Genomic DNA, 14,711 nt, shown 5'->3' with positions numbered 1-14,711 from the left:
AGCTTTCACGCATGGAAGAAAAGCCACGCTTTTTTCGCACTTGGGGCAGATGAGTAATTTTATGCCCAGGTCAGCGTCGTATCTTAGTAGGAATTATCAGGAATGATCGAGCAACGAATAGCAACTGGACTGGCAATAGGCTCGATGGTTGCCGGTTGTGGATTTTTGCTTTTAAATCCCCTAAGGCTCGCATTTATTGCCAATACCTTTGTTCCATTTCTTCTATTTAATCTAATGGTGATGTTTCTCTGTGGCGGACTTTTTCTTTTAAGGTCCAACAAAATACAAATACGGCCTGTTGAATTCGTTTTGTGTCTGTTGGTAATAAGTACCGCATTAATGACAAATTACATTGGCCGTAATCCGACTGACATTTTGACCGATTTACTTCGACCTATTCTATTTTTGGCTGTGGTCATATTTTTTAGAAACTATACAGATGTGGATAAATTTAGTGCTTCCAAAGGTGTGCGTTTTTGGTTAAAAGCCACTGGCTGGGTAACCGTGGCGGTAGTGGTGGCGAGTTGGCTGGTAAGTCGATATATCATATCATTGTATCCCGCTTATTCGAGCGTTGATTCTATTTTTGGGATGGGTTGGTTGTTGGCGACCGGGAATATTTTTTTACAAATAGGCTACCTGCTCGTACTGGTTCTTTCGGGCAAGCGTGGGGTGTATTTAGCGGCCTTTCTTGCTTTGCTGATATGCTACAGATATAAAAAATTGTCCTTGCCTTACTGGATATCACTCATAGCTATCGCGAGCTTCATTTGCTTGGCTGCCATCTTGAACCTGGACAAATTGGCAGCATTGTTTTTGAAGAGTAGTACCAGCATACCGTCAGATGTGTCAGGAATTATCAACTTGTTGAGTGGGGGGCGTATAGAAGAGCTTCGTGGTGCCTTGGCCGCCATTCATACTCCGCTTGAATATTTTTTTGGGGCCGGACTAGGTTTTGCGTTCAAGGTTGAAGGCTTTGAGGACGCTTCCGGACTGCATCGAAATCTTCATTTCACACCTGCGAACCTCGCGATATATTATGGCATTCCATTTGTCATGGTCATGATCTATTACTTCGCCGGTTTTTTCCGGGATGCATTGAGCCTCATACAGAAAAACAGTAATCCGGTAATATACAGTTATGCCGTTTACTGCATTGCTTCAATGTTTTTTCTGTTCACCGAATTTAGTGTTTTCGCGTACGTAAATTTTGCAATTAGCTGCGGCATCGTTTCCGGTGCAGCGAACGCACAGCGACTACAAGTTCGAGTCGTAGAAAGTAGCACTCAGCTATCAAATTGATATTTTCTCGTTCTGAGAATCGGACGAGTATGGCATTAGAGAATAAAAGGGGGTTTTTGTGTGCGGTCTTTTCGGTGCTTTGATATATAACCAGGCTACAAATCGTCAGGAATTGTTAGAGCGAATTGAGAAAGCCCAACTAGTGCAAGCTCATCGCGGCCCAGATATGTATGGGCATAAGTTTTATGACTTAAACGATGTTACGGTTGTTTTGGCTCACCAACGGTTGTCAATCCTGGACTTGTCGGACAATGGTCGTCAGCCGATGAGGTCCTCAGGATGTGAACACGAGATCGTGTTTAATGGTGAAGTCTACAATTATAAAGAGATAGCAGTGTCACAGAAGATGACTGATCTTCGTAGCGGCACCGACACTGAAGTAATTTTGGAGTCATTGTCTGGCGGGAACTATGCCGAAGCGTTGGCGGAGTTCAATGGGATGTGGGCCATTGCGCTCCTCGATCTAAAAAATCAGACACTCATGCTTAGCAGGGATCGGGCAGGCGTTAAGCCGTTGTACTATACGGTACGCGATGGAAACTTGTATTTTGCATCCGAAATCAAAACCCTGTTGGTACTAAGCGGTGGCAAATATAGGTTGAACCTCGGCGTTGTCGGCAAATATATTGAGCAGTCGCTGCAGGACGATTCTACCGATACTTTCTTTGAAGGCATACACAGCCTAGAGTCCGGGGAGTTTGTTGTACTTGATTTGAATAAGAAAGACCTCAATATTTTGAGTACGTCGTATTGGACACCTTTCGCTGCTGCAAAGGCATATGACTACGTGAGTCCGGAATCTCAATTTCGCAGTATCTTTGATGACGCTGTCAAATTAAGGCTTAGAGCAGACGTTCCAGTTGGCGTCACCTTGTCTGGTGGCCTCGACTCTTCCTTGATTTGCCAAGCCGTAAAAAGTCAACTTGGGCACAGTGATTTTTTCGTTCTCTCTGCGGTCTCTCCCGGAAAAAAAGGCGATGAGTCGCCTTTCATTGATATCGTGGCCGATCATTTTAATCTCGACGTACATAAGGTGGATCTGGCTTGGTCTGTCAGCGAAACTCTCGCGTTGATGCACAAGGCAACATGGTACAACGACGCCCCTCTTGGGAGTTTGTCTAACGTCGCATTTTATTTGCTGATGTCCCAGGCTAACAAGCTTAATGTAAAGGTCATTTTGAGCGGGCAGGGCGCGGACGAAATACTGTGCGGATACAAAAAATATTTAGGTTTTTACATCAAACATTTGATTAAGAATAAAAAATATATAACCGCGGCCAAGGTACTTTTCTCCTTCGCCCGTACCGGCACGATATTGAATCAATTCGGCTTTGCCGAGGCCAAGCGTTATCTTGAAGGTAAAGGCGTAAGCGCGACCAGCATCATGTCCGATGCGGTAAAAAAGCAGTTTAAGAAAGCCCCTATTGGCGCAATCGGCAAATCCCTCGAAGAGCGTCAGTGGCTCGATTACAAAAAATATTCGGTGCCGTATCTGACTCACTATGAAGACCGAATGTCGATGGCGTTTGCTCGGGAGATTCGATTGCCCTTCCTGGATTACAGGCTGGTCGAGTTTATGCTTAACGCGCCGGCACACCTCAAACTGTTCAAGGGGTGGACAAAATATCTGCTCCGCTCTGCTTATCAGGAATTTTTGCCTAAAAGCATTACGTGGCGTAAGGATAAGCAGGGTTTCACCAGCCCGCAGGATGAGTGGCTGAAACGTGAGCTCAAGCCTGCGATCGAATCCTACTTCTCCTCGTCTGCGTTGATTTATAAATATGATCTCGTGGATCAGCAAAAGTTGTCCGATAAATACAAAGCTTATTGCGCAGGAAACCGGAACGTTTGGTATCGGGAGATCTTTAATCCGTTAGGATTGGAAGTCTGGCTGCGTGAATTTGAAGCCTATATTCGGGCGGACTAAGCGTGATGTTATCTGCTTTTGTGAGCCGCATTGGGCGAAGTCGACTTATGTTGAAATTATTATTAGTCTGGCGTTTGGGTCTGATTAATATATTTAGGGTCGTTCGTCATCGATTGCGCCTCCGCAATAAATTCTACGAAAAAGCCCTGCCGGTAGGCGAGGCTCCGGTTGATGCCGATTTTTGGGTTCCTAGAAATACCTTGGTCCATCCGGCCACTCAATCGCCATTGCAGACGGTCTCAGCGGAACGCGCAGACGAGATCGTCGCTGGATGGTTTCGTCGCTTCGAAGATGAAAAAATTTACGAAGGGAGCCAGCCTCAATGGCACAAGCTCGACTATGTCAATTCGCGGACCGAGCATTTTTCAACGGTGGAAATCAACAAGCGTCCCGGCGTTGATGTGAAACTGTGTTGGGACCTTTCTCGATTCAAGTGGGTCACCCAGTTGGCGGTTGCTGCGGCGCTAGCGACGGAAGAAAACGAACGCCTGCGCTATCAGGAAAGATGCGAGGAATTGTTGCGTTCGTGGGTGATTGATAATGGTTATCACAAGGGCGTGAATTGGGCGTGCGGTCAGGAAGTCTCCATTCGGGGGCTCCACTTGATGGTCAGCACGTTCCTTTTCGAATCGCACTGCGGTAGGCGCCCCGGCGAAGGATTGTTGGCTTTACTCAAGGCTTCCTATGATCGAGTGAAACTGACTATCGACTATTCTTTGGCGCAGGACAACAATCACAGTTTGACTGAAAGCCTGTTTCTCTATTTCTCTTCTCATTTTCTGGAAAGTTACGGAATCAGTGTTGCCAGCCCCTTGGAAAACACGAGTAACTTACGGCGTCTTAATCGCGTGATGAAGCGGTTGATCCAACAGGATGGGTCATTCGCCATGTATTCGGTCAACTACCACCGTGCGGTCTGCGATATTCTGTCCTTATCAAAGGTAATTGATGTTGCTCTGGATCTCGGCTTTTGGCTATCCGCAGAAAATATGCGCCATGTACAAGGGATGCACGCATTCCTGTCGATGTTGGTCGACGGAGCTTCCGGGGGAGCCCCTAATATAGGACACAATGATGGTTCGCTGCATGCAGTTCAATATTCCCCATTCGGCGATTTCTCGCCCTCGGTCGTTTTTATGGGGGCGGTGTTTTCGCTAGATGTTGATGAGATGTTCGAGTCGGCGCGTGGAAAGGTCTTCTGTTTCAGTCGTGAAGTGGAATTTAAGAAATTAGAAAGACCGGGCTTTTCGCAATACGATTCTTTTGGTTTGATCGCTGTGTCAACACCATCATATAGAGCGTTTTTCAAATATCCCGTCAATAAGTTCAGACCTCAGCAGCAGGATTTTTTACACTTTGACCTGTGGGTTAACGGTGCCAACCTTCTACGCGACTCGGGCACCTATAGCTATAACCCCGACGATAACTCGCTGATTGATTATTTCGACGATGCCACGGCGCATAACGTTCCTTTTTTGCACAAGGAAAGATTTGTCGACCGGGTTAGCCGTTTTCTCTATCTCGAATGGCCGAATGCGACCGTTACAGTGTCCAGACGCGGGCGCGACGATGAAGTATTGGCTCGTATAGCTAACGCCAAAGGTCAGACTTTTCTACGTAAGTTGTTGTTTTCAGAAAAAGGCGTATTGATTAAAGACCAAGGGCCTAAGGATTGTGACTGGGCAGTTGTTTATAATCTGGGAGGCACCACGGTCAGAGCAGACTCTGGCGTTACGATTGCGCCTGGCGTCCTGCTGGAATTTGACGTTCCCGTAGAAGATGTGAGCTCGTTGTACTCAATACGCTATCTGGACAAGCAAGTAGGTGCGCGGCTTATTGCCAATGCGAGAGGACGCACTGCGTTGACTACAAAAGTGAGCATACAGGATCTACTATGAAAGTACTCTATTTTCACCAGCACTTCTCAACGCCGAAAGGAGCTGTCGGAATCAGGTCCTATGAAATGGCTCGTAGGCTGATTGCCCGGGGGCATGAAGTTACGATGGTTTGTGGTAGTTACAGTGGTGGTCAGACAGGCTTGAGTGTTGGTTTTGTCTCGGGCAAGCGCAGTGGCATGGTCGACGGCATCAAAGTCATTGAGCTGGACCTCGCATATTCCAACAGCCAAGGGCTCGTCGCGCGTGCCGTGAGTTTTTTAAAATTCGCCTCACGCAGTGTTGGGATTGCATTAACCGAAAAGTACGATCTGGTGTTTGCGACCACTACGCCATTGACGGCTGGAATTCCGGGCGTTTTCGCCCGCTGGCTCCGGAACAAACCTTTTGTTTTTGAAGTGAGGGATCTTTGGCCAGAATTGCCAAAAGCCATGGGCGTCATCCGTCACCCGCTTATTCTTGGCGCGCTGTCAGCGCTGGAATGGGTAAGTTATCGCTCGGCTCACCGGTTGATTGGCCTCTCTCCCGGGATCGTTGAGGGAATTGCACACCGAGGTGTAGCTCGTGAAAAAATTGCTATGGTTCCAAATGGATGTGACCTGGAAATATTCAATACACCCGCGGATCCTTGGCTGCCGGAGGGGGTTGCCCCCCACCACTTGCTGGCGGTATTTGCCGGAACTCACGGGGTTGCCAATAAATTGGACGCTGTGCTCGACGCCGCGCTAGAACTGAAGTCACGACGGCGTGATGACATTCGGTTCGTCTTGGTGGGGCAGGGCAAGCTCAAGCCCGGGCTCATGGAACGAGCTCGCAAGTTGAACCTGGACAATGTCATTTTTCATGAGCCAGTCAACAAAGCGCGGCTGTCCGGCCTCATGGTCTCCGCCGATATAGGTCTTCAGATATTGGCAAACGTTCCCGCTTTCTACTACGGGACCTCACCCAATAAGTTTTTTGACTATATCGCCTCCGGTCTTCCAGTGTTGAATAACTACCCGGGGTGGCTTGCTGAGATGATCAAAGCGGAGGACTGCGGCTATGTCGTTGCCCCCGAAGATCCCAAAGCGTTCGCAGATGCGCTGGAGCAAGCGGCCGATGATCGGGTTGGTCTAAAATCTAAAGGGCTGAAGGGTCGCGAATTGGCGATAAGAGAGTTCGATCGAAAAGTATTGGCTGATCAGTTTGTTGATTGGCTTGAACGTATTCCTCACTGAGGATGCGCGGAACTTGCGAGGCGCCATTCCCATTCAATCAACATTCGGGCTCATCAATGTTCAAACGGTTCATCGACATCATTGCATCTTCATGCGCGCTCATTCTATTGGCGCCGGTCATGGCGATTGTGGCCTGGAAAATCCGTCAAAAACTCGGTTCTCCCGTACTTTTCAAGCAGACCCGCCCTGGCTACTGCGGCAAGCCGTTCCAGATGGTGAAATTTCGGACGATGCGCGACGCTGTCGATGACCAGGGGAATGTCTTGGCAGACGCGGAGCGCATGACCCCGTTTGGGCACACTCTGCGAGCCAGTAGCCTGGATGAACTGCCGGAACTGTGGAATGTGCTTCGAGGTGAAATGAGCCTGGTTGGCCCCCGCCCACTGTTGATGGAATATTTGCCGCTATACAGCGCTGAGCAAAATCGCCGTCATGATCTCCGCCCTGGTGTCACCGGTTGGGCGCAAGTGAACGGGCGAAATGCCCTAAGCTGGGAGGAAAAATTCAAGCTGGACGTTTGGTACGTCGAGAACCAGTCGTTTTGGCTTGACGTCAAGATCATTTTCATGACGCTGAAGAAAGTGTTAGTCCAGGAAGGTATCAGCGCAGAAGGCGAGGTCACGATGACCAAATTCACAGGTAATAAGCGATGAGAACACTGGCAATACTCGGGGCCAGTGGACACGGGAAGGTTGTTGCCGATACCGCGCAATGTTGTGGCTGGGACTTCGTAGAGTTCTTTGATGATGCGTGGCCGGCCCGGACGGAAATTGGCAACTGGTCAATAGTGGGAGATTCGGCAGCGTTACTCGGTCGACTGACGCGCTATGACGGTGTGATTGTGGCAATCGGCAACAATGCCATTCGGTCCGTCAAGCTCGCGGCGCTGATCGGCGCCGGCGCTCCTGTGGTGTCATTGATTCATCCAATGGCGTTCGTAAGCCAGTACGCTAACCTTGGAATTGGTTCCGTGGTATTTGCAGCGGCAGTGGTGAATGCCGATGCGAATATCGGACTCGGGGCGATCCTCAATACAGGTTGCAGTGTTGACCATGATTGCTTGTTGGGTGACGCTGTACATATCAGTCCCGGTGCCAGGCTTGCTGGCGGTGTCAGCATAGCCGACCGAACCTGGGTTGGCATTGGCGCCAGTGTAAGGCAACTGGTGACAATCGGTTGCGGGGTCGTTGTCGGGGCGGGTGCATCGGTGGTGAGCGATCTGCCGGATGATGTATTGGCCGTCGGCATACCTGCAAAGGTTGTTTCAAAGGGTTAAGCGTTGATTAGCTACCACCCTTCAAAGTACGAATCGGATGTACGCGGGTGGTGTTTCTTAATTGTCATTTTGAAAACAATGGATATGAGCTGTGCTGAATTCTCCTTTTTCTCCTTGGCCTTCTTTTTCTGAAGAAGAAGCCAGTGCGGTGCGTGACGTCATTCTTTCCAACAAGGTCAATTACTGGACTGGGCAGGAATGCCGTGAGTTCGAGAAGGAGTTTGCCGTTTGGACCGGCACCCGTTATGCCATCGCCTTGGCAAATGGTACGGTTGCTCTCGACCTTGCGTTTCGGGCGTTAGACATTGGCGCGGGGGATGAGGTCATTGTGACCTCCAGGACCTTCCTTGCATCCGTGTCGAGCATCGTCAACGCCGGAGCGACGCCCGTTTTCGCCGACGTCGACCGTGATTCGCAGAATATTACGGCCGATACAATCGCCGCGGTGTTAACGCCTCGTACTCGGGCGGTCGTTTGTGTGCATCTGGCGGGATGGCCCTGCGACATGGACCCGATCATGACCTTGGCGCACGAGCATGATCTGAAGGTGATAGAGGACTGCGCGCAAGCTCACGGGGCGAAATACAAAGGACGATCGGTTGGCTCGATCGGACATGTAGGCGCATGGTCTTTCTGCCAGGACAAGATTATGACCACTGGCGGTGAAGGAGGCATGGTTACGACCAACGATCGTGATTTGTGGTCGGACATGTGGTCCTACAAAGATCATGGCAAAAGCTGGGAGGCGGTCTACGAGCGAGAACATGCGCCCGGTTTCCGTTGGTTGCATGAAAGCTTTGGGACCAACTGGCGTATGTTGGAAACGCAGGGGGTGTTAGGTCGAATCCAGCTGCGCCGCATGCAGCAATGGCAAGACGTTCGCTTGGCCAATTCACGTAAGATTTGGGAAGCAGCTCAACAGTTGGCTGGTTTGCGAGTGCCCGTTATACCAGCTGAATACTTGCACGCGGCATACAAGTGCTATGTATTTATTGAACCGGACACTTTGAAGCCCGATTGGAGCAGAGACCGGGTTCTCAACGAAATCGCTGCACGAGGGGTTCCGTGTTTCTCCGGCTCTTGCTCGGAAGTTTACCTTGAGAAGGCCTTTGATAATACGGAATGGCGCCCCCTTGAGCGTCTGCGGGTTGCCCAGGAACTCGGTGAAACAAGTTTGATGTTCATGGTGCATCCAACGCTGGCTGCTGTCGAAATCGATAAGACGTGCCGGGTGCTGGGCGAAGTCATGAATGAAGCGATTGCAGATTAATCATGCAATCGCGAATTTGCCATTCTTCCCGTCCGTCGTCGATATACTGATTGTTTCGAATGGATGAAGGCAGAGCCCCATGGCGCAGGTTGTCTTCATGCGTCCTGGGGTTAATGGCTCGCTAGCGCTGACGGCCAGTAGGACTCGCAGGATTAATGTTTAATCCCTTCTACGGGCTGCAGCGCTTCCCTCTTGATGCGAAGCAGCCTCGTTCGGGAGGGTGTAATTAGTTTTGTGTAAACGGTCATTTGGCAGGAAACTGCCTACCCCAAGGAAATCCAATGACCGAGCCAAAACCCAAGCGCGCCAAACGAGTCAAGCCTGATCCTGAACTGGTCAAACTGGCCGACAGTCTGCTGGCCAATTACAAAAAGCCCGAAGATCTCATCGGCGAAAACGGCCTGCTCAAACAGCTGACCAAAATGCTGGTCGAACGTAAGCGATCCACGAACTACACCTACCTCCATATGAGGTAGTCGTTTACCGTGGCATCTCTGGCGAGCAGTTCCATGGCAGCAAGGCTTCGTAGTCCCCAACCGATTGTGCCTGCGGCAGTCTTTCCAGTACGTGGCGCAGCCACGTATAAGGCTCCTGGCCGTTGACCTTGGCGGTCTCGACCAAACTGTAGATCTGCGCACTGGCGGTGGCACCCTTGGGCGTGTCGCTGAACAACCGTAAGCGCTCCATAAACCCCACCCACCTTGAAGTAGGTGGGGTTTATGGAGCGCTTACCGTCGGTGGCGTCAGGCGATGTTTTGAATCGTTCGGACTCGAGGCGCTTGAGCCAAAGGCAGAAGCCGTTGCGCTCCCAATATAAAATCTTCACTCGGTTGCGGGGCTTGTTGAGGAAGACGAAAAGCACGGGGTCGAATACTGCGACTTTAATATCCAGCTCGACCAGCGCAGCCAAGCCGTCGATGGATTTTCGGAAGTCGACCGGCTTGGGGTACAGATACACTTTTTCGACTTTGGCATCGGGTCGCATCATGGCGAGCTGGCTCCTGAGGGAATCGGGAGCACAGCATCCGGGATCAGCTAAGCGCTTTGAATGTGGGGTTCATGGAGCGCTTACTTTTATCTGGCGCTGAACAACATCAGCAAGAAGTGGACAATGCCGATCCGGGACTGGAAAGCGGCCTTGAATCGCTTCAGTATCCAGTTCGAAGATCGGCTGTTGACGGTTTAATAGAAATCCCGTTTACACAAAATCAGGGACACCCTCTCGGCCGGGTGGTACTTATGCTGCTTGGCGATGCATATCTCACACGATTATGACAACCGTATCGCTCTGTAGTCTGTAGACGTACGCCCTACAACTCTGGCGGGTATTCCGACTACAATCGAATTGTCAGGCACATCCGTCAATACAACCGCCGAAGCACCAATCTGGCAGTTGTTCCCTATTTTGATGTCCCCAATTATTTTCGCCCCTGCACCGATGTAGCAGTTGTCTCCTATCACAGGGCACTTATTGACCTCATTGGATACGTATCCTTCCGCTGCGCCGATTGTGATGCCCTGGCCCAGGACGCACCCACTGCCAACCCGTGCATTGGCATGGACTACGACGCCAATCGCGCCATAGGCGAAAACCGAGCCTTTGCCAATGGTCGCAGAAACCGGGATATATGAATTGAATAGCAGAAAAATCACATTTCGAACGATGCTAGGAACGATCGGCACGCGACGCTTGTAGAACCAGTTCCCGATCCGATAAAGCTTAACGGCATTCATTGTCAAAACCTCAATGTGCGAATATCCCCCAGGCGTAGCCGGAGAACCCAGATTGCGATGATCACGAGTGAGCACATATAAAGTGCACCCCACATCGTGCCGATAGTTTCCAACAGTACCGCGAGTGGCGAAAGACAAGCGACCCATAAAATGACGGGGCGACTGTTGCCGGGTTGGCATATAAAGCTAAGCATCAAAAGATAGAGGGAAAAGCCCAGCGCGTAAAAAAGTTCCGCCTGCTTGATATCCTTCACAAATATGAACATACCGACTACTGCGAAAGTGCCCGTGGTCAGGTTGGCGATAATTACCCCTCTCTGAGCACCAGACGCAACAAGGTATCGTTCTGTCACGACCGTCCAGTATAAAACGGGCAGACATGGAAGCAATGTCAGGTAGGGGGAGTACTGCGGGAACAACCAACCCAAAGCGTAGCCGCCTAGGCCAAGTAACGCAAAATAAAGCAGCGCGGTTGACATGATCGTTTTATATTGCTCATGGATCTTGTCTCCCGAAACAAACGAAACAAATACCGATCTGACATTGATCGGGAATAAACTCGTGGCTGATTGAATGATTGAGACAATTACTCTGAATAGCCCCAGATCTCGAACCGGAAGGCTTTTTGAAAGTATGAAGGGGAGAATATTGGTAAAAAGATTAAAAACCAGAGTAATCGACACCATTCTAGGCAGCGCCAGGATCACGTGATGAAGTGCGGCGACAAGTTCTTTACCTATTGGCAGCGTTGCACCCTGTCTGAGTAGTACAACGACAGCAAACAGACAAGGAAAGAGGTTGGTGATGATTAGCACATCCGCGATGCTAAGCGGCAAGATGTTCCGATAACTTGCAAACAAGGACACGAAGAAGGTGCAGAGAAAAATAACCAAATACCCAAAAATGAACCGCTGAAGCCTAAGCGCATATAACGAGAGCAAACAGGCTGAACTCAAGAGCATTACACCCAGTAATAAAGGGCTGCCAATATCAGTTGTGAGATTCACGGCCGTGAATATGGAAAAAATTAACGTCGCAATAAATAATGACGTCACAAAAATGTGTTTGGCCTGCGCAGTGGCAATCAACTGTTCATTAATGATGTCTAACAGTTTTTGAAATAAAAAAACCAGAACGTTCGCTTTGATGAACTCGCCGTACGCCGCTAGGCCGTACAGGCTTGGTATTACAAAATTTACAACCAGACCACTGAATAGAGTTAGAATCTGAATTAGCAGATTGATCATTCTGAAACCTCTTAACTTAGCGTTTTCATAATGCGGCCGCCAGATTTGAAGAGTGCGGGCGCTTTATGATGCGAGGCATAGGTGCTCAACCAGCCACCTATATCTCGGTCAAAATCAAGTCAAGAAGCCGTCAGCTCCAAATACCACGTGTGTCGATAACTTGAATCGAAGCCAGACGGCTTTTCGCAATAGTTTTAAACACGCTATGGTCTACAAGCAAAACGACGACATCGGCGCTGGCCAAGGCCTGATCAATGTCGCTCAGTACAGCGGTTCCTTGCAGTTTTGTAGGAAGATTTTCAATATTGGGTTCTACAGCCAGAACGGTACCCGGGTGAGATTCTGCAATTTGTAGTGTGATTTCGACTGAAGGACTTTCGCGCAGGTCATCAATGTCGGGTTTGAAGGCCAAGCCCAAACAGGCGATTGTGACATCGGCGGCGGTTTTTGTAGGATTGCCTTGAAGATGCTTACCGATCGCGATTCGAACCTGGTCGAGTACCCATTGCGGTTTGCTGTCATTCACCTGCCTTGCCGTACGGATTAATCGAGCTTCCTCAGGTGTTTTACTGACAATAAACCACGGGTCCACGGCGATACAGTGGCCGCCAACCCCCGGCCCCGGTTGCAAAATGTTAACGCGAGGGTGATGGTTAGCAAGACCAATCAACTCCCACACACTGATATCCAGTTTTTCGCAAATAATCGAAAGCTCGTTGGCAAATGCAATATTCACATCACGAAAGCTGTTTTCGGTGAGTTTGCACATTTCTGCAGTGCGTGCATCGGTGATGATGCATTTGCCTTCCACAAATGTTTTGTACAGGCGCATGGCGGCGTCCGAGCACTTCGTTGTCAAGCCGCCAATGATCCGGTCATTTTCAATCAGTTCACGGAGCACATGCCCAGGCAAGACGCGCTCAGGACAATGTGCAATTCGAATGTCCGACTCTTCCCCTTTGGTCTGCGGAAAGCTCAGGTCGGGGCGTGCTTCTGCGAGCCACGCGGACATTTGCTCCGTCGCCCCCACTGGGGAGGTCGACTCTAGGATGACCAAGTCGCCCTTCTTTAATACAGGAGCAATGGCTTTACTGGCGGACTCGATGTAGGACAGGTCGGGTTCATGATCGCCTTTGAAGGGGGTCGGTACTGCAATCAAAAAAGCGTCGGCGGGCTCTGCAATAGTGGTAGCGCGTAGATAACCTTCGGTTACCGCTGCGCGCACAACGATATCCAGATCGGGTTCGATGATGTGTATTTCACCACGATTAATTGTGGCAACTGCATGCGGATTAACGTCGACGCCAATTACTTTTTTCTTGCGAGCCGCAAAAACTGCGGCGGTGGGGAGTCCGATATAGCCGAGGCCAATAACGGAGATTGTTTCAAAATTCATGTCATAGCCTTATTTGATTTGAGCGAGGGTTTCAAGAATCCGGGCGCACGCCTTGCCGTCACCGTATGGGTTGTGAGCAAAGCTCATCTGGCGATAGGCATCGGAGTCTGTCAGCAGACGGCTCAGGTTGCTGGTAATTACGTCGATCTCGGTACCAACCAGCTTCACAGTGCCGGCGGCCACTGCTTCCGGACGCTCGGTGGTGTCGCGCATCACTAGAACCGGTTTGCCGAGAGAGGGTGCTTCTTCCTGTATACCGCCGGAATCACTCAGGATCAAATAGGAACGATCCATGAGATAAACAAATGGCAAATAATCCAGTGGTTCAATCAAATGAACATTATTGATTCCCGCGAGCAGTCTGTTGACCGGTTCGCGTACGTTTGGATTCAGGTGTACGGGATAAACGATTTCCACATCGGGAAAATCTCTGGCGGTATTGACCAGCGCCTGGCAAATTTTTTCAAAACCATCGCCGAAACTTTCCCGCCGATGGCCTGTTACCAGGATCACTCGTTTTCCATCACCGATGAACGAAAACTGTTCATGGAACGTTGCTTGGAGATCGGTGTTGTTGTTGACTCTGCCGACGACATCCAGAAGCGCGTCAATGACCGTATTGCCCGTCACGTGCACGGAGTCAGGATTGACGCCTTCCCTGAGCAGATTTTGCCTGGACGTATCCGTGGGGGCAAAATGCAGGGTCGCCAGTGCCCCCGTCAGTTTCCGGTTAGCTTCTTCTGGCCACGGCGAATATAAGTTGCCTGTCCGCAGTCCTGCCTCGACATGTGCGACGGGTATTTGTTGATAGTAAGCAGCCAGTGTCACGGCGAACGTGGTCGCAGTGTCTCCATGGACCAGGACAATGTCCGGTGTGAATTCAGCGAAAACGCCTTTCATTCCTAGCAGGATTGTCGTTGTAACGTCCGTCAAATCCTGGCCTGGCTTCATGACATTAAGATCGAAGTCTGGCGAAATTTCGAATAGATTCAGCACCTGATCGAGCATCTGGCGATGCTGGCCGGTAACGCATACTTTGGCATCGAAGCGTTCGTCTGCGGCAAGAGACAGTGCCAAAGGAGCCATCTTAATTGCTTCAGGCCGGGTGCCGAACACACATAAGGTTTTTAAGGTCATTGATACACCGCTATTAAAAGTAAAAAAATTCGACTTCTGTACCCAATTACATTAATTAGAAAGGTTGCCTCGATATTCCCCACTCGTGCCCTGAGTCTGGACATGCTCAGCCCGGACTGCAGCAGCAGGGGCATCCGAAATTGAGTCACGCAGGCCAGCCAATGCGATGCTCCTTCGCAGATATTGAGAATCAATACCTTTTTTCCCGAAATAAATTCGGCTGATTATAGCCTTCTTTTCCTGGTCGTTTCCAAGGTTGCGACGTTGAGAAAGTCGCCCGGCCTGTTTGATTTTGATCACGAGTCCCGTC

At 50.0% G+C, this 14,711-nt stretch carries 13 protein-coding genes and 3 pseudogenes; 9 read left to right on the top strand and 7 right to left on the bottom strand.

Features of this window, described 5'->3' with window-relative positions; translation table 11 throughout:
* Positions 1 to 102: 102 nt before the first annotated feature.
* The 8 genes and pseudogenes from ACYZT4_RS12640 to ACYZT4_RS12605 all read left to right on the top strand — a co-directional run.
* A complete protein-coding gene (locus ACYZT4_RS12640) occupies positions 103 to 1,302 on the top strand; it encodes a hypothetical protein (RefSeq protein ID WP_461988197.1) in 1,200 nt (399 codons plus the stop codon).
* Positions 1,303 to 1,360: 58 nt separating this feature from the next.
* Positions 1,361 to 3,229 carry an asparagine synthase (glutamine-hydrolyzing) gene (gene asnB / locus ACYZT4_RS12635; protein ID WP_461988195.1) on the top strand — a complete coding sequence of 623 codons (1,869 nt, stop codon included), beginning with the start codon at positions 1,361 to 1,363 and terminating at the stop codon, positions 3,227 to 3,229.
* A 47-nt stretch (positions 3,230 to 3,276) separates the two neighbouring features.
* Entirely contained in the window at positions 3,277 to 5,127 is a 1,851-nt protein-coding gene (locus ACYZT4_RS12630; RefSeq protein ID WP_461988193.1) for a heparinase II/III domain-containing protein, read from the top strand.
* The gene (locus tag ACYZT4_RS12625) at positions 5,124 to 6,341 is read left to right on the top strand and encodes a glycosyltransferase family 4 protein (protein WP_461988192.1); all 1,218 of its coding nucleotides are present in this window, start codon (positions 5,124 to 5,126) and stop codon (positions 6,339 to 6,341) included. The genes ACYZT4_RS12630 and ACYZT4_RS12625 overlap by 4 nt, the downstream gene beginning before the upstream one ends.
* A gap of 56 nt (positions 6,342 to 6,397) precedes the next feature.
* Positions 6,398 to 6,994, top strand: a complete 597-nt coding sequence (locus ACYZT4_RS12620) for a sugar transferase (protein WP_461988191.1) — start codon at positions 6,398 to 6,400, stop codon at positions 6,992 to 6,994.
* A complete protein-coding gene (locus tag ACYZT4_RS12615) occupies positions 6,991 to 7,617 on the top strand; it encodes a NeuD/PglB/VioB family sugar acetyltransferase (RefSeq protein WP_461988190.1) in 627 nt (208 codons plus the stop codon). Before ACYZT4_RS12620 ends, ACYZT4_RS12615 begins: the two co-directional genes overlap by 4 nt.
* Positions 7,618 to 7,708: 91 nt before the next feature.
* Positions 7,709 to 8,887, top strand: a complete 1,179-nt coding sequence (locus ACYZT4_RS12610; RefSeq protein WP_461988188.1) for a DegT/DnrJ/EryC1/StrS family aminotransferase — start codon at positions 7,709 to 7,711, stop codon at positions 8,885 to 8,887.
* Positions 8,888 to 9,168: 281 nt separating this feature from the next.
* Positions 9,169 to 9,345: pseudogene (locus ACYZT4_RS12605) on the top strand (IS256 family transposase); the annotation flags it as partial.
* A gap of 22 nt (positions 9,346 to 9,367) precedes the next feature.
* On the opposite strand, the pseudogene ACYZT4_RS12600 reads toward ACYZT4_RS12605, so the two are convergent.
* Positions 9,368 to 9,559, bottom strand: a pseudogene (locus ACYZT4_RS12600) (transposase domain-containing protein); the annotation flags it as partial.
* A gap of 91 nt (positions 9,560 to 9,650) precedes the next feature.
* Positions 9,651 to 9,872 (bottom strand): annotated as a pseudogene (gene tnpB / locus ACYZT4_RS12595) (IS66 family insertion sequence element accessory protein TnpB); the annotation flags it as partial.
* 74 nt (positions 9,873 to 9,946) lie between these two features.
* Here tnpB and ACYZT4_RS12590 point away from each other — a divergent pair.
* Positions 9,947 to 10,162: a hypothetical protein gene (locus ACYZT4_RS12590; RefSeq protein ID WP_461988831.1), complete on the top strand. Its 216-nt coding sequence runs from the start codon at positions 9,947 to 9,949 to the stop codon at positions 10,160 to 10,162.
* On the opposite strand, the gene ACYZT4_RS12585 is transcribed toward ACYZT4_RS12590, so the two are convergent.
* From ACYZT4_RS12585 to ACYZT4_RS12565, 5 genes are all read right to left on the bottom strand, one after another.
* Positions 10,157 to 10,621: a serine O-acetyltransferase gene (locus ACYZT4_RS12585; protein ID WP_461988186.1), complete on the bottom strand. Its 465-nt coding sequence runs from the start codon at positions 10,619 to 10,621 to the stop codon at positions 10,157 to 10,159. The two genes, ACYZT4_RS12590 and ACYZT4_RS12585, sit on opposite strands and share 6 nt — an antisense overlap.
* Positions 10,622 to 10,623: 2 nt before the next feature.
* Positions 10,624 to 11,868 carry a hypothetical protein gene (locus tag ACYZT4_RS12580; protein WP_461988184.1) on the bottom strand — a complete coding sequence of 415 codons (1,245 nt, stop codon included), beginning with the start codon at positions 11,866 to 11,868 and terminating at the stop codon, positions 10,624 to 10,626.
* Positions 11,869 to 11,998: 130 nt separating this feature from the next.
* Positions 11,999 to 13,264, bottom strand: a complete 1,266-nt coding sequence (gene wecC / locus ACYZT4_RS12575; RefSeq protein ID WP_461988182.1) for a UDP-N-acetyl-D-mannosamine dehydrogenase — start codon at positions 13,262 to 13,264, stop codon at positions 11,999 to 12,001.
* Positions 13,265 to 13,273: 9 nt separating this feature from the next.
* Entirely contained in the window at positions 13,274 to 14,401 is a 1,128-nt protein-coding gene (gene wecB, locus ACYZT4_RS12570; protein WP_461988180.1) for a non-hydrolyzing UDP-N-acetylglucosamine 2-epimerase, read from the bottom strand.
* Between the two features lie 51 nt (positions 14,402 to 14,452).
* Positions 14,453 to 14,701 (bottom strand): hypothetical protein, encoded by a 249-nt coding sequence (locus tag ACYZT4_RS12565; RefSeq protein ID WP_461988178.1) that lies wholly within the window; start codon positions 14,699 to 14,701, stop codon positions 14,453 to 14,455.
* Positions 14,702 to 14,711 lie beyond the last annotated feature (10 nt).

The organism is Pseudomonas sp. GB2N2 (genome assembly GCF_054897705.1).
This window is presented reverse-complemented; position numbering and strand designations above follow the sequence as displayed.

What these genes read in the sequence shown, in the direction of transcription:
- ACYZT4_RS12640 (WP_461988197.1), top strand. Translation starts at nt 103, where the DNA reads ATGATCGAGCAACGAATAGCAACTGGACTGGCAATAGGCTCGATGGTT.
- ACYZT4_RS12630 (WP_461988193.1), top strand. Translation starts at nt 3,277, where the DNA reads ATGTTGAAATTATTATTAGTCTGGCGTTTGGGTCTGATTAATATATTT.
- ACYZT4_RS12625 (WP_461988192.1), top strand. Translation starts at nt 5,124, where the DNA reads ATGAAAGTACTCTATTTTCACCAGCACTTCTCAACGCCGAAAGGAGCT.
- ACYZT4_RS12620 (WP_461988191.1), top strand. Translation starts at nt 6,398, where the DNA reads ATGTTCAAACGGTTCATCGACATCATTGCATCTTCATGCGCGCTCATT.
- ACYZT4_RS12615 (WP_461988190.1), top strand. Translation starts at nt 6,991, where the DNA reads ATGAGAACACTGGCAATACTCGGGGCCAGTGGACACGGGAAGGTTGTT.
- ACYZT4_RS12590 (WP_461988831.1), top strand. Translation starts at nt 9,947, where the DNA reads ATGGAGCGCTTACTTTTATCTGGCGCTGAACAACATCAGCAAGAAGTG.
- ACYZT4_RS12585 (WP_461988186.1), bottom strand. Translation starts at nt 10,621, where the DNA reads ATGAATGCCGTTAAGCTTTATCGGATCGGGAACTGGTTCTACAAGCGT.
- ACYZT4_RS12580 (WP_461988184.1), bottom strand. Translation starts at nt 11,868, where the DNA reads ATGATCAATCTGCTAATTCAGATTCTAACTCTATTCAGTGGTCTGGTT.
- wecC (WP_461988182.1), bottom strand. Translation starts at nt 13,264, where the DNA reads ATGAATTTTGAAACAATCTCCGTTATTGGCCTCGGCTATATCGGACTC.
- wecB (WP_461988180.1), bottom strand. Translation starts at nt 14,401, where the DNA reads ATGACCTTAAAAACCTTATGTGTGTTCGGCACCCGGCCTGAAGCAATT.